At 66.4% G+C, this 25708-nt stretch carries 18 protein-coding genes and 1 riboswitch; of the genes, 3 read left to right on the forward strand and 15 right to left on the reverse strand.

What is annotated here, in order from left to right:
* From btuB to KHN93_RS15825, 10 genes are all read right to left on the reverse strand, one after another.
* Positions 1-1878, reverse strand: coding sequence for a TonB-dependent vitamin B12 receptor (gene btuB, locus KHN93_RS15780; RefSeq protein WP_211920696.1), 1878 nt, complete (start codon positions 1876-1878; stop codon positions 1-3).
* A gap of 114 nt (positions 1879-1992) precedes the next feature.
* Positions 1993-2215, reverse strand: a riboswitch (cobalamin riboswitch).
* A 748-nt stretch (positions 2216-2963) separates the two neighbouring features.
* Complete coding sequence (locus KHN93_RS15785) at positions 2964-4250, reverse strand: O-acetylhomoserine aminocarboxypropyltransferase/cysteine synthase family protein (RefSeq protein ID WP_016901315.1); 1287 nt, start codon at positions 4248-4250, stop codon at positions 2964-2966.
* A gap of 143 nt (positions 4251-4393) precedes the next feature.
* On the reverse strand, positions 4394-5305 hold the full coding sequence (locus KHN93_RS15790) for a DUF6624 domain-containing protein (protein ID WP_104559881.1): 912 nt from the start codon (positions 5303-5305) through the stop codon (positions 4394-4396).
* 125 nt (positions 5306-5430) lie between these two features.
* Entirely contained in the window at positions 5431-8016 is a 2586-nt protein-coding gene (gene clpB, locus KHN93_RS15795) for an ATP-dependent chaperone ClpB (RefSeq protein WP_102255979.1), read from the reverse strand.
* A gap of 198 nt (positions 8017-8214) precedes the next feature.
* Positions 8215-9018: an ATP-binding cassette domain-containing protein gene (locus tag KHN93_RS15800; protein WP_104559882.1), complete on the reverse strand. Its 804-nt coding sequence runs from the start codon at positions 9016-9018 to the stop codon at positions 8215-8217.
* The gene (gene ssuC, locus KHN93_RS15805) at positions 9015-9809 is read right to left on the reverse strand and encodes an aliphatic sulfonate ABC transporter permease SsuC (RefSeq protein WP_104559883.1); all 795 of its coding nucleotides are present in this window, start codon (positions 9807-9809) and stop codon (positions 9015-9017) included. Before ssuC ends, KHN93_RS15800 begins: the two co-directional genes overlap by 4 nt.
* Before the next feature lie 127 nt (positions 9810-9936).
* Positions 9937-10935 (reverse strand): aliphatic sulfonate ABC transporter substrate-binding protein, encoded by a 999-nt coding sequence (locus KHN93_RS15810; protein WP_104559884.1) that lies wholly within the window; start codon positions 10933-10935, stop codon positions 9937-9939.
* Positions 10932-11972: an L-glyceraldehyde 3-phosphate reductase gene (gene mgrA / locus KHN93_RS15815; protein ID WP_211920698.1), complete on the reverse strand. Its 1041-nt coding sequence runs from the start codon at positions 11970-11972 to the stop codon at positions 10932-10934. Before mgrA ends, KHN93_RS15810 begins: the two co-directional genes overlap by 4 nt.
* Before the next feature lie 16 nt (positions 11973-11988).
* Positions 11989-13317: an LLM class flavin-dependent oxidoreductase gene (locus tag KHN93_RS15820; protein ID WP_104559886.1), complete on the reverse strand. Its 1329-nt coding sequence runs from the start codon at positions 13315-13317 to the stop codon at positions 11989-11991.
* Positions 13318-13381: 64 nt separating this feature from the next.
* A complete protein-coding gene (locus KHN93_RS15825) occupies positions 13382-15637 on the reverse strand; it encodes a TonB-dependent receptor (RefSeq protein ID WP_244812129.1) in 2256 nt (751 codons plus the stop codon).
* Positions 15638-15910: 273 nt separating this feature from the next.
* On the opposite strand from KHN93_RS15825, the gene KHN93_RS15830 reads away from it, so the two are divergent.
* Positions 15911-16219, forward strand: coding sequence for a GIY-YIG nuclease family protein (locus KHN93_RS15830; RefSeq protein ID WP_104559887.1), 309 nt, complete (start codon positions 15911-15913; stop codon positions 16217-16219).
* Positions 16220-16264: 45 nt separating this feature from the next.
* A complete protein-coding gene (locus KHN93_RS15835) occupies positions 16265-16972 on the forward strand; it encodes a glutathione S-transferase (protein ID WP_211920700.1) in 708 nt (235 codons plus the stop codon).
* Positions 16973-17105: 133 nt separating this feature from the next.
* Here KHN93_RS15835 and KHN93_RS15840 read toward each other — a convergent pair whose 3' ends face one another.
* From KHN93_RS15840 to KHN93_RS15860, 5 genes are all read right to left on the reverse strand, one after another.
* On the reverse strand, positions 17106-17921 hold the full coding sequence (locus tag KHN93_RS15840; RefSeq protein ID WP_104559889.1) for a DUF3014 domain-containing protein: 816 nt from the start codon (positions 17919-17921) through the stop codon (positions 17106-17108).
* Positions 17922-18715: 794 nt separating this feature from the next.
* Entirely contained in the window at positions 18716-19885 is a 1170-nt protein-coding gene (locus tag KHN93_RS15845; protein ID WP_211920702.1) for a lysozyme inhibitor LprI family protein, read from the reverse strand.
* A complete protein-coding gene (locus KHN93_RS15850; protein WP_211920704.1) occupies positions 19882-21483 on the reverse strand; it encodes a SulP family inorganic anion transporter in 1602 nt (533 codons plus the stop codon). Before KHN93_RS15850 ends, KHN93_RS15845 begins: the two co-directional genes overlap by 4 nt.
* A gap of 136 nt (positions 21484-21619) precedes the next feature.
* Positions 21620-22537: an XAC2610-related protein gene (locus KHN93_RS15855; RefSeq protein WP_425600155.1), complete on the reverse strand. Its 918-nt coding sequence runs from the start codon at positions 22535-22537 to the stop codon at positions 21620-21622.
* A complete protein-coding gene (locus KHN93_RS15860; RefSeq protein WP_024939416.1) occupies positions 22504-22977 on the reverse strand; it encodes a DUF3574 domain-containing protein in 474 nt (157 codons plus the stop codon). Before KHN93_RS15860 ends, KHN93_RS15855 begins: the two co-directional genes overlap by 34 nt.
* 227 nt (positions 22978-23204) lie before the next feature.
* On the opposite strand from KHN93_RS15860, the gene KHN93_RS15865 reads away from it, so the two are divergent.
* Positions 23205-25640 (forward strand): TonB-dependent receptor plug domain-containing protein, encoded by a 2436-nt coding sequence (locus KHN93_RS15865; RefSeq protein ID WP_104559981.1) that lies wholly within the window; start codon positions 23205-23207, stop codon positions 25638-25640.
* Positions 25641-25708: the final 68 nt, after the last annotated feature.

Below are 25708 nucleotides of genomic sequence, written 5' to 3' on the forward strand. Positions count from 1 at the left end.
TTACTGCGCGGCCTGATAACGCAACGTCAGCAGATAATTGCGCCCCGGCTGCGCATACCAGCGTGCGGTTTCGTACTGGTGATCGAACACGTTGTTGGCGGTGAGCGATACCTTCCAGTCCACGGTCACGGCATAGCTCACGCGCAGATCCAGCAACCCGTACCCGGCCAGGCGCTCGGTGTTGGCCAGATCGTCGAAGCGCTTGCCGGACCCGAACAGGCTCGCGCCGACGCCGAATGCACCGAAGCTGCGGTCCGCATCGATGCGCCCGCTCTGCCGCGCACGCCGCGGCAACCAGTTACCGTTGTTGACCTCGCCATCGGCCTGCGGCTGCAGCCAGGTCAAGGCGCTGCGTACGGTCCAGCCGGCCAGCTCGGTGTCATAGCCGGCTTCCACGCCGCGGATGCGCGCCTGATCGATATTGTTCGGCTGCCCGAACGGATGCGCCGCATCCACCAACGACGCGTCGTAGGCGATCAGATCGTCGATGCGGGTCTGGAACGCGCTCAGCGTCCAGGTGCCCCAGCCGTAGCTACCGCGCAGGCCGAGCTCGGCGCTCTTGGAGGTTTCCGGCCCCAGCAACGGATTGCCGAAATCGGGGTAATACAACTCGTTGAAGGTCGGTGCCTTGAACGCGGTGCCGTAGCTGGCGGTCAGGCGCAGATGCTCGGCAACATCCCAGCCCCACAGCAGGCTGCCGGTGGTCTTGCCGCCGAACTGGCTGTTGTCGTTGCGACGCAGGCTGGCCTGCAAGGACTGCGCACCGAAGCTCTGTTGCCACTGCGCGAATGCGGCGCGGTCGATGCGGCTGTCGGCATCATAATTGTCGCTGCTGGCGATGGCGTCACGCTGCCAGTCGAAGCCGACCGTGAACAGGCCCGCGCCGGCAGCGATATCGGCCTGCAACGTGCCCTGCTTGCGGCGGGTGTCATAGGTGGACAGATACGCACCGTCGTAATACGCATCGCTGAAGTCGGAACTGCTGCCGACGCTGGCAGTGAGCTTGACCGCATCGGTAGGCGCGTAACGCACACGGCCACCGACCGCCTGCTGCACGCCCTTGGACAGGTTGCCGCCGAAGGCCGAGCCGTCGTATTCGTTGCGGCTTTGCGCGCGCAAGGCATGCACGTCGGCGTCCCACTGGCGATTAAAGCGCCAGCCGCCCTGCACGCTCAGCGAATCGTTGCGGTAGCCATCGCGATCCGGGTCGTAGTCGCTGGAGCTGGTGTCCAGATACGCGTTGATGCCATCGGTTTCGTCATGCACCGCGTTGGCCGAATACCAGCCACCGCTTTCGCTCAGATCGCCTTCGCTGCGCCCGGCCAGGCCCGCGCTATAGCGGCGCGCATTGTCGCTGCCGGCCGCCGCGCTGAAGGTGGGCACGAAGCGGCCTTGCGGGCGCCGGGTAAAGATCTGGATCACCCCGCCCAGCGCCTCGGAACCGTACAGGCTGGAGAACGGACCACGCACGATTTCGATGCGCTCGATCTGCTCGATCGGCAGATCCTGCAACGCCGCTCCGCCCGAGGTGGCCGAGCCGATGCGCACGCCATCGATCAGCACCACCACCTGGTCGGACTCGGTGCCGCGCAGGAACAGCGAGGTCGGCTTGCCCGGGCCGCCGTTGTTGGCCAGCGACACCCCGGCTTCGCCACGCAGCAGGTCCTGCAGCGAATTCACCTGGCGACGCTCGATCTGCGCGCGGTCGATCACGGTGACCGGCGCCAGCGTCTGGTCCTGGGTCTGCGCAGTGCGCGAGGCAGTGACCACGACCTGGTCGAGATCGATGGCGGCCTCGGCATGGGCCAGGGTGGCCACGCACAGCGACAGCCCCACGGCCAGCACCGCACGACGCGGCAAAACGGAAGAAACGGACATCGATTGCTGCTCCTGGAACCGCGCCTACCCGCGCGGGGGCAATGGGGCGGCAGACAGCAACGGGCCAGGCGTCCACGCGGCAGCGCCAGACGATCAAGGCCACGCCCACCGCGTGCCGGTTCAATCCCTCAGGCCGGTCTCCGGGCTCGCGAGTGGAAGCCTGCGCCTCCGATGCCGCGCCTTCCCATGCGACTGCACAGTGGCGTGTTGCGGCATCTGACCTCGCCCACCGTTGCGGGGGCAGCTCCGGCATTGCAGTTCGCCAAGGCGATCCGCGCACCGGATTCCCGTTTAAACCACCGGCAAACCGGCAGTCACCTCAGGGGCGCGCATGGTAGCAGGATTGGCCCAGGGCACCTCCGAGGTCTGCGGCAGGCGGCCAGGCGCAACGCGTCTCCACGCGTCTGGATGGCGAATGGCCGATTCCTTCTCCCACCGGGAGAAGGTGCCCCGAAGGGGCGGATGAGGGTACGGAGCGAAGCCTCATGCCATGGATGGAAGCAGCATGCCGGGGCTGCCGGCATGTCCGCATGCCTGCCACCGAGCGTCATCTCGCACATGCGAGTGGGCTTCGCCCCCGTGCCCTCACCCCAACCCCCGCTCCGCGCCCCGGCTCGCGCCTGCGGCGCGGGCGCTCCAAGGCACGCGCGCCATGGCGCGCAAGCTGTGCCTCCTCTCCCCGACGTGAGAGGGGCTTCGGGCGACTTCGTCCTGACCGCGTTCAGCACTTTTCGAAGTCGCGGCAACTCGAAGTCGCGGCAACAACGTGCCGAGGCGGCAGCGTGGCCGGGGATCGGCGGAGAGCGGCACACGGATGTGCCGCGACGGCGAGTCAGACAGGATGTCTGCCGAGCCGAAGAGCCGATCCCCGGCCGCGCTGCCGCTTTTACCGAAGCCAGTACCGAGAGGCAATGTGCTTCGCCATACCCAACCCCAACCCAGCACCGCCCCCCGGCCCGCGCTTGCGGCGCGGGCGCTCCAAGGCACGCGCGCCCATGGCGCGCCAGCTGTGCCTCCTCGCCCCGACGAGAGAGAGGCTAGCTCGTCTCTTCCCGCACCCCTGCTCAGGTCACGGCTATCAAACCTCACGCCCCCTGCAGCGCCTGCTCCAGATCCGCCAGCAGGTCGTCGATGTGCTCGATGCCGATCGACAGCCGCACCGTGTCTTCGCTGACCCCGGCATGTTCCAGTTCGGCCGGGCCCAGCTGACGGTGCGTGGTCGATGCCGGATGCGTTGCCAGCGACTTCGCATCGCCGATGTTCACCAACCGCGTGAACAACTGCAGCGCATCCAGAAAACGCGCGCCGGCCGCGCGCCCGCCGGGCAGGCCGAAGGTCAGCACGCCCGAGCCATGCCCGCCCAGATACTTCTGCGCCAACGCATGCTCCGGATGATCCGGCAACGCGGCGTAATTGACCCAGGCAACCCGCGGGTGCTGCTGCAGATACGTCGCAATCGCCAGCGTGTTGGCATTGATGCGCTCCATCCGCAACGGCAGCGTTTCGATGCCTTGCAGGATCAGGAATGCGTTGAACGGCGACAGCGCCGCGCCGGTATTGCGCAGCGGCACCACGCGCGCACGGCCGATGTACGCCGCCTCACCCAGCGCTTCGGTGTAGACCACGCCGTGATAGCTCACGTCCGGCTCGTTGAGGCGCGCAAACCGCTGCTTGTGCGCCGCCCACGGGAAGCGCCCGCTGTCCACGATCGCCCCGCCGATGCTGTTGCCATGGCCGCCCAGATACTTGGTCAACGAATGCACCACGATGTCGGCGCCGAAGTCGATCGGCCGCAGCAGCGACGGCGTGGCCACGGTGTTGTCCACGATCAGCGGCACGCCGTGCGCATGCGCCACCGCGGCCACGGCCTCGATATCGGTGATGTTGCCGCGCGGATTGCCGATCGACTCCACGAACACTGCCTTGGTACGTTCATCGATCAAGCCGGCAAACGCCTGCGGATCGCGATAATCGGCAAAGCGCGTGCTGATGCCGAACTGCGGCAAGGTATGCGCGAACAGATTGTAGGTACCGCCGTACAAGGCACTGGAGGAGACGATGTTGTCGCCGGCCTCGGCGATAGTCTGGATCGCATAGGTCACCGCGGCCTGCCCGGAGGCCAGCGCCAGCGCACCGATGCCGCCTTCCAGCGCAGCCACGCGCTGCTCCAGCACGGCGTTGGTCGGATTCATGATGCGGCTGTAGATATTGCCCTGCACCTTGAGGTCGAACAGGTCCGCGCCATGCTGGGTATCGTCGAAGGCGTAGGCGACGGTCTGGTAGATCGGCACCGCCACCGCCCGCGTGGTGGGATCGGGCTGATAGCCGCCGTGCACGGCGATGGTTTCGGGCTTCCACTGCGGATCGGTCATGGCGCGGCTCGCTCGGACAGGACATTCGACAATACCCGGCTACCGGCCCGCACCTCATGCCAGCACGCCATGACGACATCGCCAGCGGTTAGTTCCGTTGACGCCCGGTTTGACTACGCGATTGCGTACCCAGTGCGCGACGATCAACGCACTGGCGTGTGATACGTCTCTTGCAGCATCCGCTTGTAATCGGCAATGGACGGCAACCCCACTGCGCGCCGCCGCGCATCGAGTCCCGCTTCGTCCTCGGTAGGTTGCAGCGACATGTACCCGTCTGCCTCGGTCTCAAACTGCGTTCCGTAACGCTGCGGTTTGCCTTGTGCACGCAACACGCGATCAGTCAGCAACGCAACATGGTCTGCCGCTACATCTCTGCGGGAAAGCGCCGCTTCCAGCAACGGCAACATCTGCGCCTGAAACGTCGGATCTGCATCGGCATGCTGTACCAGTATCCACGCGGCCTCTGCGCCGTCCTCTCCAACCAGTGCATTGCCTGGCCAGCCTTGGCGTGCGACGACTTGCTTCAACCATGCGGTGTTATCGCGATCGACCGGTGCGATGCGTGCCCAATCTTCCGGCTTTCCGCCGGCAGCAATCGCGGCGCGACGGACCTGCTGGTCCTTTTCTACACGCACCAGCAGTTCCTGTCGCAGCGCTTGATCCAAAAAAGCATTTTGCTGCGCACCAAGACGCTCTGCCTTCGCCAACAACGCTGGCCACGCCTCGGTCTTGCGCAGTCGATTGAGTCCGGGACGATCTTTATCACGCAGGTCTTCAACAGCGATACGACCGTGCGGAATCTCCGAATCGAGATAACGCAACGCTTCATCGGTGCGGCCAGCTGCCGCAAGACATTCCACCTGCAGCAGCTGCGCATTTTGTGGAAACGGGATGGAAGCGCGTTGCAGCGAGCCTAAAATTTCCGCGCAGCGCAAATAGTCCTTTGCTTCATAGGCATCGACGGCAGCCACGAAATCCGGTGGTTGGGCGGCGTGGCCTGCAACTGCCGAGCCTGTCCACATGACGATACCGATGATCAGATCAGCCATGCGCATCTGTGTTTCTTCCGTGGGTCTCTGGCCCGATAGTACCGGGAGACTGCTTGCTCCGGAACACCATCCGAACACGTTGCCCGACGTCAGCGGATCGTCCCGCATTCTGCGGGACGATCCTTACTCACTCAGCCCTTGCCAAACACCAGCCGCCCACCCTCGGCACGCACGCGCACGGTGTCGCCGCCGAGGTACTGGCCGGACAGGATCTGCTGGGCCAGCGGGTTTTCCACCTGCGACTGGATCGCACGCTTGAGCGGGCGCGCGCCATACACCGGATCGAAACCGACATTGCCGAGCAATTCCAGCGCCGCATCGTCCAGGTCCAGCTTGAGGCCGCGCTCGGACAGGCGTTTTTCCAGCCCATGCAACTGGATGCGCGCGATCGACTTGATCTGCGCCTTGTCCAGCGGATGGAACACCACGATGTCGTCGAGCCGGTTGATGAACTCCGGGCGGAAATGCGCCTGCACCACGCCCATCACCGCTGCCTTCATCTGCGTATAGGCCTCGGCACTGCCGTCGCCGGACAGCTCCTGGATCTGGTGCGAGCCCAGGTTGGAGGTCATCACGATGACGGTGTTGCGGAAGTCCACCGTGCGGCCCTGGCCATCGGTCAAGCGGCCGTCGTCGAGCACCTGCAGCAGGATGTTGAAGACATCGGCATGCGCCTTTTCCACCTCGTCCAGCAGGATCAGCGAATACGGACGCCGCCGCACCGCCTCGGTCAGATAGCCGCCCTCCTCATAGCCCACATAGCCCGGAGGCGCACCGATCAACCGCGAGACCGAATGCTTCTCCATGAACTCGCTCATGTCGATGCGGATCATCGCCTCGGTGCTGTCGAACAGGAAGTCCGCCAGCGCCTTGCACAACTCGGTCTTGCCCACGCCGGTCGGACCCAGGAACAGGAACGAGCCGCTCGGACGATTGGGATCGGACAGGCCGGCGCGCGAACGCCGCACCGCGTCGGAGACGACCTTGATCGCCTCGTTCTGGCCGACCACGCGCTGGTGCAGCTCGTCTTCCATGCGCAGCAGCTTGTCGCGTTCGCCCTCGAGCATCTTGTTGACCGGGATACCGGTCCAGCGCGACACCACTTCGGCGATTTCCTCGGCGGTCACGCGGTCCTGCACCAGCTTGAAGTCGTGATGTTCGACCTCGTTGGCCAGCGCCATCTGCTTTTCCAGCTGCGGCAGCACGCCGTACTGGATCTCGCTCATCTTGGCGTAGTCCTGACGCCGTTGCGCGGCCTCCAGTTCCAGCTTGGCGTGCTCGATCTGCTCCTTGACCTTGGTGGTGCCCTGCAGCGCGGCCTTTTCCGACTTCCACAACTCGTTGAGGTCGTAGAACTCGCGCTCGAGCTTGTCGATGTCGTTTTCCAGATCGGCCAGGCGCTGACGCGAGGCGTCGTCCTTTTCCTTCTTCAGCATCTCGCGCTGGATCTTGAGCTGGATCAGGCGGCGCTCCAGGCGATCGAGTTCTTCCGGCTTGGAGTCGATCTCCATGCGGATGCGCGATGCCGCCTCGTCCATCAGGTCGATCGCCTTGTCCGGCAGCTGGCGGTCGGTGATGTAGCGGTTGGACAAGGTGGCGGCGGCAACGATCGCCGGGTCGGTGATCTCCACGCCGTGATGCACCGCGTAGCGTTCCTTCAGCCCACGCAGGATCGCGATGGTGTCTTCCACCGTCGGTTCGCCCACGAACACCTTCTGGAAACGCCGCTCCAGCGCCGCGTCCTTTTCGATGTACTTGCGGTATTCGTCCAGTGTGGTGGCGCCGATGCAATGCAGCTCGCCGCGCGCCAGCGCCGGCTTGAGCATGTTGCCGGCGTCCATCGCGCCATCGGCCTTGCCGGCGCCGACCATGGTGTGCAACTCGTCGATGAACAGGATGATCTGGCCTTCGTTCTTGGACAGGTCGCTGAGCACCGCCTTCAGCCGTTCTTCGAACTCGCCGCGGAACTTGGCGCCAGCGATCAGCGCGCCCATGTCCAGCGACAGCACGCGCTTGCCGCGCAGGCCTTCGGGCACTTCGCCGTTGATGATGCGCTGGGCCAGACCCTCGACAATGGCGGTCTTGCCCACGCCGGGTTCGCCGATCAGCACCGGGTTGTTCTTGGTGCGCCGCTGCAACACCTGGATCGTGCGGCGGATTTCTTCGTCGCGGCCGATCACCGGATCGAGCTTGCCGCTCTCGGCACGTGCGGTCAGGTCGATGGTGTATTTTTCCAGCGCCTGGCGTTGTTCCTCGGCGTTTTCCGATTGCACGGTCTCGCCGCCGCGCAGCTTGTCGATGGCGGCTTCGATCTTCTTCTTGTCGCCGCCGGCCGCGCGCAAGGCCACGCCCAGCGGGCTGGCATCGTCGGCGGCGGCCAGCACGAACCACTCGCTGGCGATGAAGGCGTCGCCATGTTGCTGGGCCAATTTGTCGGTCTGGTTGAGCAGGCGGTTGAGATCGTTGCCGATCGACAGATTGCCTTCCTGCCCGGAGACCTTGGGCAGCGTGTCCAGCGCCTCGCCCAGCCGCTCGCGCAGCAGCGGCACGTTGACGCCGGCCTGCGACAGCAGCGGGCGTGTGCTGCCACCACTCTGGTCGAGCAATGCGGCGAGCACGTGCACCGGCTCGATGATGTTGTGGTCCCGGCCCACGGCCAGCGACTGCGCGTCAGCCAGCGCCTGCTGGAACCGCGAGGTGAGCTTGTCCATCCGCATGGGGATAATCCTCTGAACTGGTGGCCGGCGACGCCGACGATACCGTGCAGATGCGGCTGCCGTGCGGGGTTTCAAGGTTTGGCGGCTGCGCAGGTGCCGATACGGGGCAGCAGGACCGGCTCACACGCGGTGGCGCCTGGGCCGGGCGGTGTGGGCTCGCCCACTGACCTGGACCACCCCAGGCCGACGGACATGTCGTTAGACGATCCGCCGCAGCGGCAGCGACGCAGGCGCCACGGCAGGATTCTCCGCAGCCGCTGACGCCGGAACGTGCGATGCCCCCAGCAGACGCGACAGCACCTGCGCCTGGATTGCCGCCAGGGCCGGCGCGCCGGGGGCACGCGGATGCGGCACCGGCACCGGCAGATCCAGGCCGACCTGGCCATGCTCGATCAGCACGATGCGATCGGCCAGCGCACTCGCCTCGGCCACATCGTGGGTCACCAGCACCAGGGTGAAGCCGTACTCCCGCCACAACTGCACGATCAGCTGCTGCATCTCGATGCGCGTCAACGCATCCAGTGCGCCCAGCGGTTCGTCCAGCAACAGCAGCCGCGGCCGATGTACCAGTGCGCGCGCCAGGGCCACGCGCTGGCGTTGACCGCCGGACAGCGCCGCCGGCCACTCGCCACCGCGTGCACCCAGCCCCACCGCATCCAGCGCCGCCTGTGCCTGCACACGCCCGGCACGCCCCAGGCCCAGCGCCACGTTGTCGATCACGCGCTTCCACGGCAGCAGCCGCGCGTCCTGGAACATCAGCCGCACCGCATCGCGCTGCGCTGCCAGCGCTGCATGACCGCTGTCGACGGTGCCGGTATCGGCCGCTTCCAGCCCGGCGATCACGCGCAGCAAGGTGCTCTTGCCGCAGCCGCTGCGCCCGACCACCGCCACGCAGCCGCCGGGTGCAATCTCCAGGTCGATACCACGCAAGACCTCGCTGTCGCCCCAACGCTTGCCGATGCCGCGCAGGCTCAGCGGCAGGCCGGTGTCTGTTCCGCTCATCGGCGCAGCTCCGCACGCCGTTGCTGCGCCGGATGCCAGCCCAGCCACCAGGCTTCCAACCCGCGTGCGGCCAGATCGGCCAGCTTGCCGAGCAGCGCGTACAGCACGATGGCCACCACCACGATGTCGGTCTGCAGAAACTCGCGTGCGTTGGTGGCCAGATAGCCGATGCCGGAACTGGCGGAAATGGTTTCGGCCACGATCAGGGTCAGCCACATCAGGCCCAACGCAAAGCGCAAGCCGACCAGAATCGACGGCAACGCACCGGGCAACAACACATCGACAAACAGCTGCGGGCCACGTAAGCCGTAATTGCGCGCCATCTCGATCAAGGCCGGGTCCACGCTGCGGATACCGTGATAGGTATTGAGATAGATCGGGAAGAACGTGCCCAGCGCCACCAGAAACAGCTTGGCGCCCTCGTCGATCCCGAACCACAGGATCACCAACGGAATCAGCGCCAGATGCGGCACGTTGCGCAGCATCTGCAAGGTGCTGTCGAGCAGGCGTTCGGCCACACGCGACACGCCGGTGAGCAGGCCCAGCGTAAACCCGATGCTACCGCCGATGGCCAGGCCCACCGCCGCACGCCAGCTGCTGATCGCCAGGTGTTGCCACAACTCGCCGGTTTGTACCAACGTCACTGCGGCGTGGAATACCGCATCCGGCGCGGGCAGGATGCGCTGCGGCAACCAGCCGCCGAAGGCCGCGACCTGCCAGGCCACCAGCAAGGCCAGCGGCACTAGCCAGGGCACCAGCACGTTGCCTAATCGCTGCGAGCGGCGACTCATCGCGCGGCCTTGCTGTTGGGGCGATGCAGCGAGACAGCGGTATGCGCCTGCCCGCTCACGGATGCTGAGCACGCGTTCTGGCCTGCGCATGCGCTCCTGCTTGCGGATGTAGTACTGCTTCCACGCATCACTTGCCCGCCGCCTGCTTGTCTGCCGCTTGCACCGCAGCAACCACGGGTGCACGCCATACCGCCGGGGCCACCAGCACGCGCTTGGGCAGCAGGCGCTGCGCGTAGAACAGATCGGCAGTGGCCTGCTGCGCCTTGATGACCTCGGCGCTGAGCGGTTGCACGCTGGCCGGCGGACGATGCGCCAGCGTGCGCTCGACCACCGCAGGCGACAGCCCGCTGACCTGCGCCAGCACCTTGATGCTGCCGGCGCGGTCGCGCTCCAGCAAGCCATCGGCCTGGTTGAGCTGCAGCATCACCTGCTGCACGAACGGACCCCACGCGGTGGCGTAACGCCGCGAGGAAAGAAAGAACCCGCCGGTCAATCCCAGCCCTTCGCCGTTGGCGAGCAGGCGTGCGCTGCCATCCAGCGTCAATGCCGAATACCACGGGTCCCAGATCGCCCAGGCATCCACCTGCCCGGCCGCGAACGCCGCACGAGCGTTGGCCGGCGACAGATACAACGGCGTGATGTCGCGCATGCTCAGGCCGGACTTGACCAACAAGCGCAGCAGCAGGTTGTGCGCGCTGGAACCCTTCTGGAAGGCAACCCGCTTGCCCTTGAGGTCGGCCACCCGCCGCAGCGTGCTGCTGGCCGGCACCAGGATGGTCTCAGCCTTGGGCGTGGGCGGCACCCAGCCCACGTACAGCAGATCAGCACCGGCGGCCTGCGCAAACAGCGGCGGAATATCGCCCGCACCGCCCAGGTCGATGCTGCCCACGTTCAAGGCTTCCAGCAGCTGCGGGCCGGCTGGAAACTCGACCCAGCTGATTCTGGTGCGCGGGAAGCGCTGCTCCAGCAACCGATGCTGCTTGGCCAGCACCAGGCTGGACACCGCTTTCTGATAGCCGATCCGCAGCTGCGCCGGCTCGGCCGCCGCTGCGGGTTGCAGCCATGCGAGGCCGGACAACAGCAACGCAGCAATCAAAAAGCGGTAGCGCATCGGAGTGTTCCTCATTGCCAATCGGTGGACGGTTTTTCCCAGAGGTTGACGCCACCCTCGACCGCAAAGCGATCGATCTCGGCCAACTCTTCCGCACTGAACTGCGCTGTCTGCAAGGCCGCGACGTTTTCGATCAATTGCTCCGGGCGGCTTGCACCCAGCAAGGCCGAGCTCACCCGCGGGTCGCGCAGCACCCAGGCCAATGCCAACTGCGCCAGACTCTGTCCACGCCGCTGCGCGATCGCATCCAGCCCGCGTGCGCGCTGCAGGTTGGCCTCGGACAGATGTTCCGGCCGCAGCGAGTCGCCACCGGGACGATTCACGCGCGCATCGCCGGGGACGCCATCGAGGTACTTGCCGGTCAACAGGCCCTGCGCCAGCGGCGTGAATGCGATCACCCCGGCGCCGACCTCGTCGGTCGCATCGAACAGCTCGTGCTCGGCCCAGCGATTGAACAGGTTGTAGGCCGGCTGGTGGATCAGCAGCGGCACCTTCCACTCGCGCAGCAACGCGGCGATCTCGCGCGTGCGCGCTGCCGAATACGACGACACGCCCACGTACAGCGCCTTGCCCTGCTGCACCGCACTGGCCAATGCGCCGGCGGTCTCTTCCAGCGGCGTGTCCGCATCGAAGCGGTGCGAGTAGAAGATGTCCACATAGTCCACGCCCAGCCGCTGCAGGCTCTGATCCAGGCTGGACAGCAGGTATTTGCGCGAACTGCCGCCCTGCCCGTACGGACCCGGCCACATGTCCCAGCCGGCCTTGGTGGAAATGATCAATTCATCGCGATACGGCTTGAAGTCTTCACGCAGCAGGCGGCCGAAGTTGATTTCCGCGCTGCCATACGGCGGGCCGTAGTTGTTGGCCAGATCGAAATGGGTGATGCCCAGGTCGAAAGCGGTCCGCAGCAATGCGCGCTGCGTGTCGATCGGTGTGCTGTCGCCGAAGTTGTGCCACAGGCCCAGCGACAGCGCAGGCAGGACAAGGCCGCTGCGGCCGACACGGCGGTAGGCGATACGGTCGTAACGATCAGGATGTGCGAGATAGGTCATCAGGGTATCCGGTGAGTCAGCGTGCGCTGAAGCGATTGACGGGGCGTGCCAGCCCCAGATGATCGCGCAGGGTGCGTCCTGCATATTCACGCCGGAACAGTCCACGCCGCTGCAGCTCGGGCACCACGTGCGTGGCCACATCGGCCAGGCCGCCGGGCAGATGTGGCACCAGCACGTTGAAACCGTCCGCGGCCTCGCCTTCGAACCAGGCCTGCAGCTCGTCGGCAATCTGTGTCGGCGTGCCGATCAGGCTGTAGTGCCCGCGTCCGCCTGCGATGCGCCGACCGAGCTGGGCAATGCTCAGCTGCTCCTGTCCGGCCAGCTCGGTGAACAACTGCTGGCGGCTGCGCTGGCCGGTTTCGGTGAGCGGCAGCTCCGGCAACGGGCCATCGGGGGGATAGCCGGACAGATCGAAGTTGCCCAGCATGCGCGACAGCAGCGCGATGCCGACCTCCGGCTCCACCAGCTCCTGGAACTGCGCGAACTTGTCCTGCGCCTCGGCCTGGCTCTGCCCGACCACGATGAACACACCCGGCATCACTTTCAACGCATCGCGCGCGCGCCCGAACTGTTCCAGCCGCCCCTTGATGTCGGCATAGAACGCCTGCGCCTTTGCCAGCGACGATTGCGCGGTGAACACCACCTCGGCGGTTTCCGCAGCCAGCGCGCGCCCGGGCTCGGACGAGCCGGCCTGCACCAGCACCGGATGTCCCTGCGGCGCACGCGCGATGTTGAGCGGGCCGCGGACCTGGAAGTGCGCGCCGCGATGGTCCAGCACATGCAGCCGCGCCGGATCGTAATGCACGCCCGCAGCGGTGTCGGCGATGAAGGCATCGTCGTCCCAGCTGTCCCACAGCCCCGCGACCACCTGCTGGAATTCGCGCGCCCGCGCATAACGCTCGGCATGCACGTAATGCGCGTCGCGGTTGAAGTTCAATGCTTCGTCGGCAGCATCGGAGGTGACCAGATTCCAGCCGGCACGCCCACCGGACAGATGATCCAGCGAGGCGAACTTGCGCGCCACGTGATACGGCTCGTTGTAGCTGGTGGTCATGGTGGCGATCAGGCCGATGCGCTCGCTCACCACTGCCAACGCACTCAGCAGCGTGAGCGGTTCGAACAGGCTGGAGCGTGCCATCCGCGACGCCACCGGCCCACCGGCCGCAGCCAGGCTGTCGGCCACGAACACCGCATCGAACTTGGCGGCTTCGGCGATGCGCACCATCTCGCGATAATGGTCGAACACCAGCGGGTCGGCACTGGCCTGCGGGTGCCGCCATGCGGCCACGTGATGGCCGGTGGCCATCAGGAACGCACCGAGCGAGAGCTGCCGTGCAGCGCTCATCGCAGCCCACCGTGCGGTGCGCCTGCATTGCTCGAATCAGCATCAACAAACATCACGGACATCGTCAAAAATCCTTGTGCAGTTGCAGCCCGACATAGCGCTGGTCGTCGCGTGGCACCAGCCGGAACACGTTGCCGGTGGCATTGGCCAGCAACGGGGCGTATGAGCGGTCGCCGAGATTGCGGCCGAGCACCGCCACCCGCCAGCCATGCACATCGTCGGCCAGTGCGATGCTGGCATTCCAGATCGCATACGGGCCCTGGATGGTCTGCGGGGTCTGGCTGAGGTCGTACTGCACGCTGTCCTGCCAGCTCACGTCGCCGTTGAATTCCAGCGCCAGGCTGCCGCGCAATGGCACCCGGTAACCGGCGCGCAGATTGCCCTTCCAGTCCGGCGAAAACGGCAACGGCCGGCCGTCGACATTGCAGGTGGCCGCCGCTGCGGTGGGGCAGGCAAACCGCTGGATGCGCGCCTGCGTGTAGGCCAGCGAGGCAGCCAGGCTGAGCCGCTCGGTGGGCCGGTAGTCCAGATCCAGTTCCAGGCCCTGCGTGCGCACCTGCCCGGCGTTGATCAGGCGCGTCACCACCTGCCCGGCCACGGTGTCGAAGAAGTTGGCCTGGTAGTTGGCGTATTCGGTATGGAACAGCGCCACGTTCGCACTGAGGCGATCGTCCAGGGCGCGCGCCTTCAGGCCCAGCTCCCAGGCATTGGAGGTCTCCGGTTTCAGCGCCGGCGTATCGCGCGGCTGCATGTTGAAGAACACGTTGTAGGCCGGGCCCTTGTAGCCGCGCGAATAGGTGATGTAACCGGTGGTCCGCGCGTCGACGTCGTATTGCAGGCCGGCGCGGCCGGACACGCCGTTGTCTGCGGTGCTGCCGCTGCTTGCGGTGGACGGCTGGATGCCGGTGACTGCGGTTGCCGAGCTGGACACGCGCTGATGCCGGTAGTCGAGCGTGTCGCGGGTGAAGCGCGCGCCCAGCAGCGCACGCAGATCCGGGCGCCAATGCCAGGTGGCCTCGCCGAAGGCGGCATAGGTTTCCGCGCGGGTGGCGTAATCGGCCACGCCCACGTTGCTGGCGGTCGGCGTCGTCACCGTGCGGCGGTAGGTTTCGTCATTGCGCGCATGCAGGTAATACAGCCCGGCGACCGCCTCCACCGCACGGTCGCGCGGGGTCTGGATGCGCACTTCCTGCGAATATTGCGTGTACCCCAGGTCGCCACGGTCGTGCGAGGACGGAAACGCCGCGCTGCGTTGCGCGGTGCGATCGCCATCCTGGAACTGGGTGTTGTCCCATTGCCGCCACGCGCTGATCGAGGTCAGCAGCGCATCGCCGAACTGCTGGTCCAGCTGCAGCGAGGCGCCCTTGTTGATGTCGTCCAGGTACGTGCGGTAATCGCTGTTGATCTGTCGGTTGTCGTCCCTGGCGATGACCGGTGCCAGCGCCGCGGCGAAGTCGGCACGCGTGCTGTCCACCACCACACCGCTGGGCGCGTCGCTGTGCGATTGCAGGTAGTCGGCGAGCAGCGTCGCGTTCAAATCCGGGTTCGGGCTCAGGTCCAGCCGCAAGCGCGCGCCGGCGCGCCGGTAGCCGTTGACGGTCTGGCCGTCGGCCACATTGCGCACGTTGCCGCCGTACTCGGCCCACAATGCCGACACGCTGGCCTTGAGCAGTTCCGGCACCAGCGTGCCGCCGACGCTGGCACGCACGCGGTCTTCGTCGCCGCCACCGAAGTGCGAGTAATCCACGTAGCCGCCGAACAGCTCCGGCGCCGGCTTGCTGACGATATTGAGCACGCCGGCGGAGGCATTCTTGCCAAACAAGGTGCCCTGGGGCCCGCGCAGGACTTCGATACGCTCGACATCGAGCAGGTCCAGCGTGGCCTGGCCCGGACGCCCCAGCACCACGCCGTCGATCACCGTCGCCACGCTGGGCTCGACGCCTGGCGAGGTGGAGATGGTGCCCACGCCACGCAGGAACAACGAGGTGTCCTTGTTGGAGGCACCGTTGCGAAAGCTCAGGCTGGGCACCAGCGCCGGCAGGTCGGCCACGCTGTTGCGGTTTTCGCGCTCCAGCGTCTCGCCCTGCACCACCGATACCGCCACCGGCACCTGCTGCAAGGTGGTTTCGCGGCGCGTGGCGGTCACCGTGACCGCGCCCAGGGTTTGCGCAGCGTGCTCCGGCGTCGCAGCAGCCTCGCCCACTTCATCGGCCAGCACCGGCGCACATGCCCACGCCAGACTCCACGCCAGCACCTGCGGCCTGGCCAACCATCTCGAAGCAGCGAGGATCCTTGCAGAGGTCCGGTGTCGCGCAGGCATGTACGTCCTTTCGTCGCGTCGGCTGTCGTGCAGCAGCGTGGGGAGATTTCTTGCGAATTGGCGAGCGCCATGCATGCACGGCGACCCTGCCGCGGTGCAGGCCGACACGGCGCTGCAATGCAGTAGCGCATGCTGTTTGCAGCGGCCGCGAGCGTCAAATAACCAATGTTTAGGTGGTTATTCACTCACGCGCCGCCGCGTGTCGACCACCCGTAACCAGCGCTCGCCAAGATCCTCGCTGCACGACACCAGGCCAATGGCGATAATGGGCCCATGGATGCACCCAAGCCCTGGCACCTCTATCTGCTGCTATGTCGCAACGGCAGCTATTACGCCGGCATCACCAACGATCTGGAACGGCGCTTCCAGGCGCATCAGCGCGGCACCGGCGCGCGCTATACCCGTGCAAACCCGCCGCTGGAACTGCTTGCCAGCCATCCGTATGTGGACCGCGCCGCCGCCTCGCGCGCAGAGTGGCAGCTCAAGCAGCAACCACGCGCGCGCAAGCTGGCCTGGTTGCTGGCGCAACCGCACGACGATATCGGGTCACAGCCCGCTGACGCTTCGCTCACGCCCGCCTAGCCGCGCGGTTTCTACGCTGTAGCGCCATCGATCGCGGAGCAGCGCATGCACTATCAGCTCTATTACTGGACCGGCCTGCAAGGCCGCGGCGAATTCGTCCGACTCGCACTGGAAGACGCCGGCGCCGACTACACCGACGTGGCGCGTGTCGAAGGCGATGAGGTGATGAATGCCTTTCTGGAAGGCCACCAGGCCGGCGCGCAGCCGTTCGCGCCGCCCTTCCTCAAGGCCGGCGACACGGTGGTTGCACAGGTGGCGGCGATCCTGCATGTCATCGGACCGCAACTGCAGCTGGTGCCGGACTCGGACGCACAGCGCATCCAGGCATTGCAGTTGCAGCTGACCATCGCCGACCTGGTGGCCGAGGTGCACGACAGCCATCATCCGATCGCCACCGGCCTGTATTACGAAGACCAGAAAGCCGAGGCAGCCAAGCGCGCCAAGGATCTGCGCGACAACCGCCTGCCCAAGTTCCTGGGCTACTTCGAGCAGGTGCTGCAACAGGCCGGCGGCACGCATGTGCTTGGCACGCATTCCTATGTGGATCTGTCGTTGTTCCAACTGACTAGCGGGCTGGAATACATGTTCCCCAAGCGCATGAAGACACTGTCAGCCGATCTTCCCGGCCTGAAGGCCTTGCAGGAGCGCGTGGCCGCTCGCCCACGCTTCGCGGCCTATTTGGCCTCCGAACGGCGCGTGGCGTTCAATACCAATGGCATCTTCCGGCACTATCCGGAGCTGGATGCGGCGTAAGCGAAGGCGGCGCGCTATGCACCGCGTGCCGCCGAAGTTGCGTTGTTTCCCTGCTGGGCTGGCGCACGACGCTGCATCCATGCATGCAAGGCCGCATTCGGGCGGCCTTCTCCTCGCGTCATCCCACACCGCGTCAACGTCCTTGCAGCAATGCCGTCCGGATCCGCTGCAACTGCGCCTTCACTGCACCCGCTTGCGCCGGCCCCAACCGCAGCAGCGCCTTTTGACCGACCGACAGCGACTCCAACGCGGGATCGACAAAACGATAACGGCCACGCTCGTCGCGCTGCACCCTGATCGGCTGTACCGGGTCGGGCGTGCGCAGTAGATGATCGATCACGTCGATCACGCGGTCGTTGAAGTAGCGGTCTGGCGCACCAAGATCGGCATAGGCCTGCTGGAACAGCGGATAGAAACGCACATAACTGCGCACCAGCGCCTGCGCATCCACCTGGGTGAACGCCGCCACATAAGGCGCATACCGCGCCGCATTGGCCTGATCGATCACCACACTGCCGCTGGCATCGGACACTGCGAATTCGCCCGCCACCGGCTGCAGCACCGAGGCGCGACGGCTGATGCTGGGCTGGGTGAGATTGTCGATCATCACCACCACGCGTTCGATCAGGTGCTTGCGCAGCACGATCGACAAGGCGCCATCGTCCTGCACCAGTTCCAGCAAGGCCTGCCACGCAGCGGCATCGCTCTGTGCCAGCGCAGGAATCGCAGCGTCGGCGGCATCGGCCGAGGGCTGCTGCACCGGATGGCGCGGCCCGGCCGGTGCCGGCGGCGCGGGGGTCACGGCCGCCGCCACGGCGCTGGCGGTCTGGCTGATCGGCGCAGGCAATGCGCCCGGCGTATTGGGTGACCCGCTGAATAGCCACCAGGCGGCGCCAGCCACCACCGGCACCGCCAGCAGCCAGGGCCAACGCGAAGACTTGGATTGCATCGTGGAACTCCTTACATCGACAACATCCAGGGTGTGACCACGAGATATTGCGGTGGTTCCATCAATGTGCGGCGATGACGCCATCAAGCAGACCATGTGCGTCGCACAAGAGCGATTGGCCGCGAGGATGCCTGCCTCTGGCAGAAAACGCTGGCAGCAGCGCTAGAACTGGCAGCCGAGTTGGTCCAGCGCACCTCATGCTCTGCTTGCAACCATGCACACCGACCCTCTCGACTGGCCCTTGCCCGCTCACCGTCGCGGGACCTTACGCGGCATGGATGCCGCGTAAGAGCCTACATGGACGTACTTGCGGCGTGTCCTGCGATGGTGGGCGGGCAAGGGCCCCGCAGCCAAGCGGCAGATCAACCGCTCTGCAGCTGATACATCGGCGTCGTCCAGTCCTTTGGAGCACAACACCAAAAGCAATCTCGTGAAAAGCTGCTTGTCGCGCGTGTGTCGGACGTCGAGTATCGAACAACGCACATTGCGCACTGCTCTTACCCGTGCACACAGACCATCTCCACTGGTCCTTGCCCGCCCACCGTCGCGGGACCTTACGCGGCATGGATGCCGCGTAAGAGCCTACAAGGACGTACTTGCGGCGTGTCCTGCGAGGGTGGGCGGGCAAGGGCCCTGCAGCCAGGCCGCAGATCGCAAGCTCCAGCTCCAGCTCTGGTTAGGCTTTGACTCTCGCTCACCCACATCGCCAACGCTCGAACCAGAACGACCAGCGTTGCCACATCAAACGACAACGCCGCCCGCCCGATGGCCGCGAGTGGCTGTCTCCGCCGCTCTCAGCTTGCGAAATCCAGCCGCGCGTTCACCCAGGCCGCCACGATCGCGGCGGCCGCCTGCTCTGCCTGCTTCGCAGGCAGGCGCTTCTCGCGCACCAGCCATGCGGCCGTGTCGGCGCGCACCTTCGGCAGCAACGCGCGCACGGCCTTGCGCTGTGCCGCCGGCCAGTCGCTGTCTTCCCCGGTCCAGGCCGCAATCGCCTTGTCCGGATCCTCGCCGTAGCGCTTGCGCAATGCCGGTGTCAGGTACAGCAGTGGCGATACCGACGCGCGTAACGCGATGATTTTCCACTCGGCGTAACTGGCATAGCGAATGGTGCCGGCGTCCTTGCTCAGGGCCTCGATCAACCCGTCGAAGCCGGCATCCAGCTGCTTCCAGCTCGCCAATGCAAACAGACCGCCCGGCGGCTCGCAGATCGGCGCGAACCCGTCGCGTGTCGAGCCATACAGCGACCCGAACGCCTCATACGCCGGCTCGCCCACTGCGGCGAAGATGAAGCAATGCACGTAAGGACGATGATCGCTGTTGTCGCGTTCGATCCACATCCGCAGCAATGTCAGCACGCGTTCCTGCGCCTGCATGGCGGGCATGCCATCCACATCGTCGAGCAAGGATGCGGCGAAGTCGTCGACCTTGCGCAGCGCCTTGCGTGCACTTTCAAACCGCGCACTCGCCAGCTTCGCATCCACGCCCGCGGCGGGGACAAACTGATGCAGATACGCCAGCCACGCCGAAGCCAGCGGCGTGTCGTAGCCCTGCAACTGGCGCGCGGCATCGGCAGGCGCAGTGGGAATCAAGGCGATGATGCGATCCAGCGCCTGTTGCTGCGCAACGAGCGCCTTGGCCAGCACATCGGCCCTGGCCTTCAATGTGCGTTGCAGGCAGTCGTCCAGCTTGGCGTCCTGCGCGCAGGCATTGCGCTGCCGCAGCCAGGCGCGTTGCTGATCACGCACGCCCGCGACCGCGCCACGCGGCGTGGTGTCCAGCAGCGCCCGATAGGATTCGTCCAGCTGATCGTCCAGATTGCCCAGCGCCGGCACCGCGCACAGCCGTTTTTCGACCGCCGTGCCGGCCTGCTTGCAATCGAACGAGGCCGCCCAGGCACCGCCGGCGCCAAGCAATAGTGCGCCACCGATGACTACCCGCAACACGCTGGAGCAGGATGTCATTGCACTGCCTCCTCGCGTGCGGGCAGCAGCGAGAGCAGCAGCAGAGTCACCGCCAGCGCGACATAGGCACCCACGAACTGCCAGCTGATCACACGCGCCAGGCCGTGCAGCGACCACGGCAGATAGATGCCGCCGCGCGGGTCCACCGAATGGATCAGACCGAACAGCGTCAGCCCCGCGGCCACCAGCAGAAACACCGCGCCGCGCCGCAGCCGGCCATCGATCATCGCCGCCACGGCGGCGATCCACAGCATCGCGGTGATGATGAAACCGTTGCCCAACACGAAGATCACCGCCAGCTCCGGCAGGCCATGCCCATCGAGTTTGGTGGTCAGTGCGATCAGTTGATCGGGCGGAATCCAGCCCGGCGCCTTGATGGTCAGCAAGTAGGCCACCGATGGCAGAAAGCCCAGCACCATCGCACCGGCGTGCTGCCTGGGCGTGGCCTGGAACGCCTGCGTGGTGATGTCGATCGACACGTACACGATGATCGGCGCCAGCACCGCCAGTGGCAGCCATTGCACCAAACCGGAGATCACACCGAGCATGCCGCCGATGCCGACGAACAGTCCGGTCAGCAGCGTGTAACCGGAGCGCGCGCCCATGTGCTTGTAGGCCGGCTGGCCGATGTAGGGCGTGGTCTGCGCCACCCCGCCGCAGACGCCTGCGACCAGCGTCGCCAGGGCTTCCACCAGCAGGATGTCGCGGGTGCGGTAGTCATCGCCCGCAGCGCGTGCGCTCTCGCTGACATTGATGCCGCCCACCACCATCAACAGGCCGAACGGCAGCAGCAGCGGCAGGTACGCCAGCGTGGCGGGCAGGCCGTCGATGAAGCCCAGGTTGGGCAGCGGCAACACGATCTGCGGCGGTGTCCATGCCGGCACCGCGAAGCCCGGTGCACCCAGGCCGGCCAGTCCCAGCCCGTAATACAACGCAGTGCCGATCACGAATGCCACCAGCACGCCGGGCAACTTGGTCGGCAACCGGCCCTTGGCGAGCAGCACGTACAGCAACAAACCCAGGGTGACGAAGCCGGCCACCGGCGAACGCAGGGTTTCCAGCAGTGGCAGCAAGCCCATCAACACCAGCGCGATGCCGGCGATGGAACCCAGCAAGGCCGCGCGCGGCAGCGCGCGCGTGACCGCCTCGCCGACGAACGACAGCACCAGCTTGAGCAGGCCCATCACCACCAACGCGGCCATGCCGAGTTTCCAGGTGGCGATGGCAGCCGCCTGCGGGTCCAGTCCCTGTGCCTTGAAGCCGACGAATGACGGGCCCAGCACCAACAGCGCCATGCCGATGCTGGTCGGCGCATCCAGGCCCAGCGGCATCGCGGTGACGTCGTCGCGCCCGGTGCGTGCGGCCAGCCGCCGCGCCATCAAGGTGTAGAGCAGGTTGCCCACCAGCACGCCGAACGCGGTGCCGGGAAACATGCGCCCGAACACCACCTCGGCCGGGAACTGGAACATCCCGACCAACGCCATCGCGATGAAACCGAGGATGGAGAGATTGTCGACGACCAGGCCGAAGAAGCCATTGAGGTCGCCGGCGACGAACCAGCGCGGCGATGCCGCAGTACGCGAGGAAGGGGCCGACATGGGAGCCAGGAAGCGTGGGGATCGCCCGATGGTAGCCGCTGCTCCGCACGTGCGACAGCGGCGCGGTGGATCAGAGCGTGTCGCCGCGATTGCGCCGGTCTGTTCCATGCCAGGCGGCTGCGTGGCAGCAACGGCCCTACTTCATCGCCGCAGCGACCTCGATCCAGCCGACGATGTCGCCACGGCCGGCACTGCGATAGCGTACCTGCACGCGCGTGGCATCGGCGCTGACATCCAGCGCGTCGGCCCGATCGCCCTGCACCAGATAGCGCTTGGTGCCGGTCGCAGTAGGGGTGGCGTATAGCGGCAGACGCGCCACCTGCACGCGCAGTTGCACCGGCATCGGCGCGTCCAGGGTAGTGCCGATCTCGCTTGAAACCTTCGCCCCGCGGGCGTCGTAACTGGGCCACACCGAGAGTGGCATGCCATCGCCGGTGCCTGGATCCAGCAAGGTCTGGATGTCGGGCGAGGCGATCGGCTGCTGCGTCCTGGCCACATACAACCGCCCATCGGACGCGTAGCGATACACATCGGCGTACCACATCGGCCCGCTGCGGCAGGAGCTGGTCAGGCTGCGCTGCTGCTTGTCGGGCGTCAGATTGAAGAAGCCTTCGCACTGCACTGCCGGGCGCGTGGGCGCGGTCAGCGCACGAAAGCGCCGTTGCGCCGGATCGAACACAAATACCAGCACCGCTTCGTTGACCTGGCCAAGCATCGCCGACACCGCAAGATCCGGATGTCCGTCGAAGTTGTAGTCGTCGCTGTCCACACCGGCGCCGCCTTCGCCCTCGTCCAGGTTCGCGTCGAACCATTGCTCCTTGCCGCCCGGGCCCAACACCACATGCAGGCGTGCGCCGACCAGTGTGGCGGTCGCCTGCGTGTTTGCGTCCAGCGTCACCTGCACGCTGGTGTCGCGCGCAGAGCACGCAAACGACAGCCCGCCCAGTGCGGCAAACAGCAGCGTGCGTGCAGCGCTCACGCGCAGTCGCTGCAGATGTTCAAGCCGCATGGTCGCCAGACTCAGAACGACACCTCCACCGCCTGCCGCGACCACAGCACCGACTGGTGGCCGGTGGCCTGCTTCCAGGCCAGGCGGATCGCCTCGATGTCGTTGCGCCGCTGCGGGGTGTCCTCGTGCAGGATCACCAGCACCTTGGTGCCCAGCCGATTCGGCTCCTTGGCACCGCGGAACAGCCACTGGCCGTAGGCGTCGAACACGGTCAGGCCGTCGGGAAAGCGCGGGGTCACTTCCTTGTCCAGAAACGCGCGCCATTGGGTTTCGTCGATGGTACGGGTCTGCGGGCGATCGGCCGGGCCGGTTTCCTCGCCCACCCCGAAGTACAGCTCGCTGCGCACCCAGCCGCGCGCCGCCGCCGGCCGCGCCGCATCGCCTTGGAGGCTGGCAGTGGTCGGGCCCGGCGCGCCGCCGGGGGTGGTGGCGCAGGCGGACAGCGCCAGCATGGCGGCAAGCAGGCAGGACGGCAGCAACTTCATCGACTTCTCCACAACGGGTACGTTTACGACGGATCGGGGCGGGCTCATGCAGGGCCGGCATCAGCTGATGCCGGCGTGCGCGCACTGTGCCATCTCGCACGCGCCTGAACAACGCGATAATATCTCTCCATCCGGATGAATGTGGACGATCCGAACCCCTTTGCGCCCCTGCCCGGCCGGATGCCGTCCGCGCGGCGCGTTCGCAGTTGCTGTCGCAGGAGAGAAAGATGACCCGCCCCACCCTTTCGGCTATCGGCCTGGCCGTGGCCGCCGTGTTGAGCGCCAACGCCCAGGCCCAGAAGGCCGCCCCCGGCGCTACCACGCTGGACACCGTGATCGTCACCGGCACCCGCGCCAGCGACCGCACCGTGCTGGAATCGACCGTGCCGGTGGACGTGCTCACCGCCGAAGACATCCGCAAGGCCGGCGTGGTCAACGGCGAGCTGGGCAGCGCGCTGCAGGCGCTGCTGCCCTCGTTCAACTTCCCGCGCCAGTCCAACTCCGGTGGTGCCGACCATATTCGCGCCGCGCAGCTGCGTGGGCTCTCGCCCGACCAGGTGCTGGTGCTGGTCAACGGCAAGCGCCGCCACACCTCGGCGCTGGTCAATACCGACAGCAAGATCGGCAAGGGCACCACCCCGGTGGATTTCAATTCCATCCCGATCAATGCGATCAAGCGCATCGAAGTGCTGCGCGACGGTGCCGGCGCGCAGTACGGCTCGGACGCGATTGCCGGCGTGATCAACGTGATCCTGGACGACAACCCCGAGCGCGGCGAGCTGGAAGCCAGCTTCGGCGCCTACAACACCGACGTGGAGCCGATCAATCGCCGCGTCACCGACGGCCAGACCAGCTACGCCAGCGCCAAGGTCGGCAGCCTGCTCGGCGATGACGGCGGCTTCTTCAAGGTCGGCCTGGAGCTGAAGAATCGCGAGGCGACCAACCGCGCCGGCTTCGACCAGATTCCGTCGTTCGAGGAGCAGACCCCGGCCAACCTGGCGCTGGCCGGCAAGCGCAACTACGTGCTCGGCGATGGCGCCACCAAGGGCCTGAACGCCTGGCTCAACACCAAGGTGCCCTTCAGCGCCAACGGCGAGTTCTACGCCTTCGGTACCTACAACCAGCGCGACACCGAAGGCGCCAATTACTTCCGTTACCCGGACGGCAGCGCCAACTGGCGCGAGATCTATCCCAACGGCTACCGCCCGATTTCCGAAGGCGAGAACCGCGACCTGCAGGTCGTCGCCGGCGCACGTGGGCAGCTCGGCAGCTGGGACTACGACGCCAGCGTCAACTACGGCCGCAACGACTTCACCTACCGGCTGCGCAACTCGCTCAACGCCTCGCTCGGCCCGGGCAGCACCACACGCTTCAAGACCGGCGATTTCGCCTTTGCGCAGACCGTGGGCAACCTGGATCTGACCCGCGTGTTCGATGCGGCCGGCGCCACCCACACCTTCGGCACCGGTGCCGAGTTCCGCCGCGAGCAGTACCGCACCCATGCCGGCGACCCGGCCAGCTATGCGGCCGGCCCGTTCACCGATCGCCCCACCGGCTCGCAGGCCGGCGGTGGGCTGACCCCGCAGGACGAGGCCGACCTGTCGCGTAACGTGGCCAGCGCCTATGCCAACGTGTCCAGCCAGTTCGGCGACAAGTTCTCCACCGACCTGGCCGGCCGTTACGAGCATTACCAGGATTTTGGCAGCCAGTGGACCGGCAAGCTGGCCGCGCGCTATGCCTTCGCCCCGGCGTTCGCGCTGCGCGGTGCGGTCTCCAACAACGTGCGTGCGCCCTCGCTCAGCCAGATCGGCTACGAAGCCACGTCCACCGGCTATGACGCCGCCGGCCGCCTGACCCAGGGCCGCCTGCTGTCGGTCAACAACCCGATCGCACGCGCGCTCGGCGCCACCGACCTGAAGCCGGAAAAATCGCTCAATTACAGCCTGGGCTTCACCAGCCAGCTGGGCGACCACTTCGACCTGTCGCTGGACTTCTTCCAGATCGATATCGACGACCGCATCGCGCTGTCCGAAGACATCACCGGCACCACGCTGACCGACTTCGTGCAGCAGAACTTCGCCGTCGCCGGCGTGCAGAGCGCCAGCTATTTCCTCAACGCCGCCGACACCCGCACCCGCGGCGCCGAGCTGGTCGGCAACTGGCGCCAGTACGCATTCGGCGGCGACCTGCTGCTGACCGGCACCTACAGCTACGCCAAGACCGAGTTGAAGAACGTCATCGGCACCCCGGCGCAGCTGCTCGCGCTGGACCCGGACTACGTGCTGTTCGGTGTCGAGGAGAGCAACACGCTCACCGATGCCGCACCACGTACACGCGCCGCGCTGGCCGCCAACTGGAACAACGAGCACTGGAACCTGCAGACCCGGGTCAATCGCTACGGCAGCGCCACGCGCGTGTTCGACTTCGGCGGCGGTTTCGTGCCACGCCAGACCTATGGCGCGGAATGGCAGCTGGACCTGGAAGCCGAGTACCACCTGGGCACGCAGTGGACGCTGGCGATCGGCGGCCAGAACATTCTCGACAACTACTCGGACCGCTCCATCGACGACATCGCCTACTTCGGCAACCTGCCGTACGACGTGCTCTCGCCGATCGGCAGCAACGGCGCATATTGGTATGGGCGGGTGCGGTACTCGTTCTGACGCCGGGATGGGTGGATTGGGGATTCGGGATTGGCAAGGGCGGCGCATCGCCAATCCCACTCCCGAAT

Source organism: Xanthomonas arboricola pv. juglandis (assembly GCF_905367715.1).
In the GTDB taxonomy this organism is placed as follows: Bacteria; Pseudomonadota; Gammaproteobacteria; order Xanthomonadales; family Xanthomonadaceae; genus Xanthomonas; species Xanthomonas arboricola.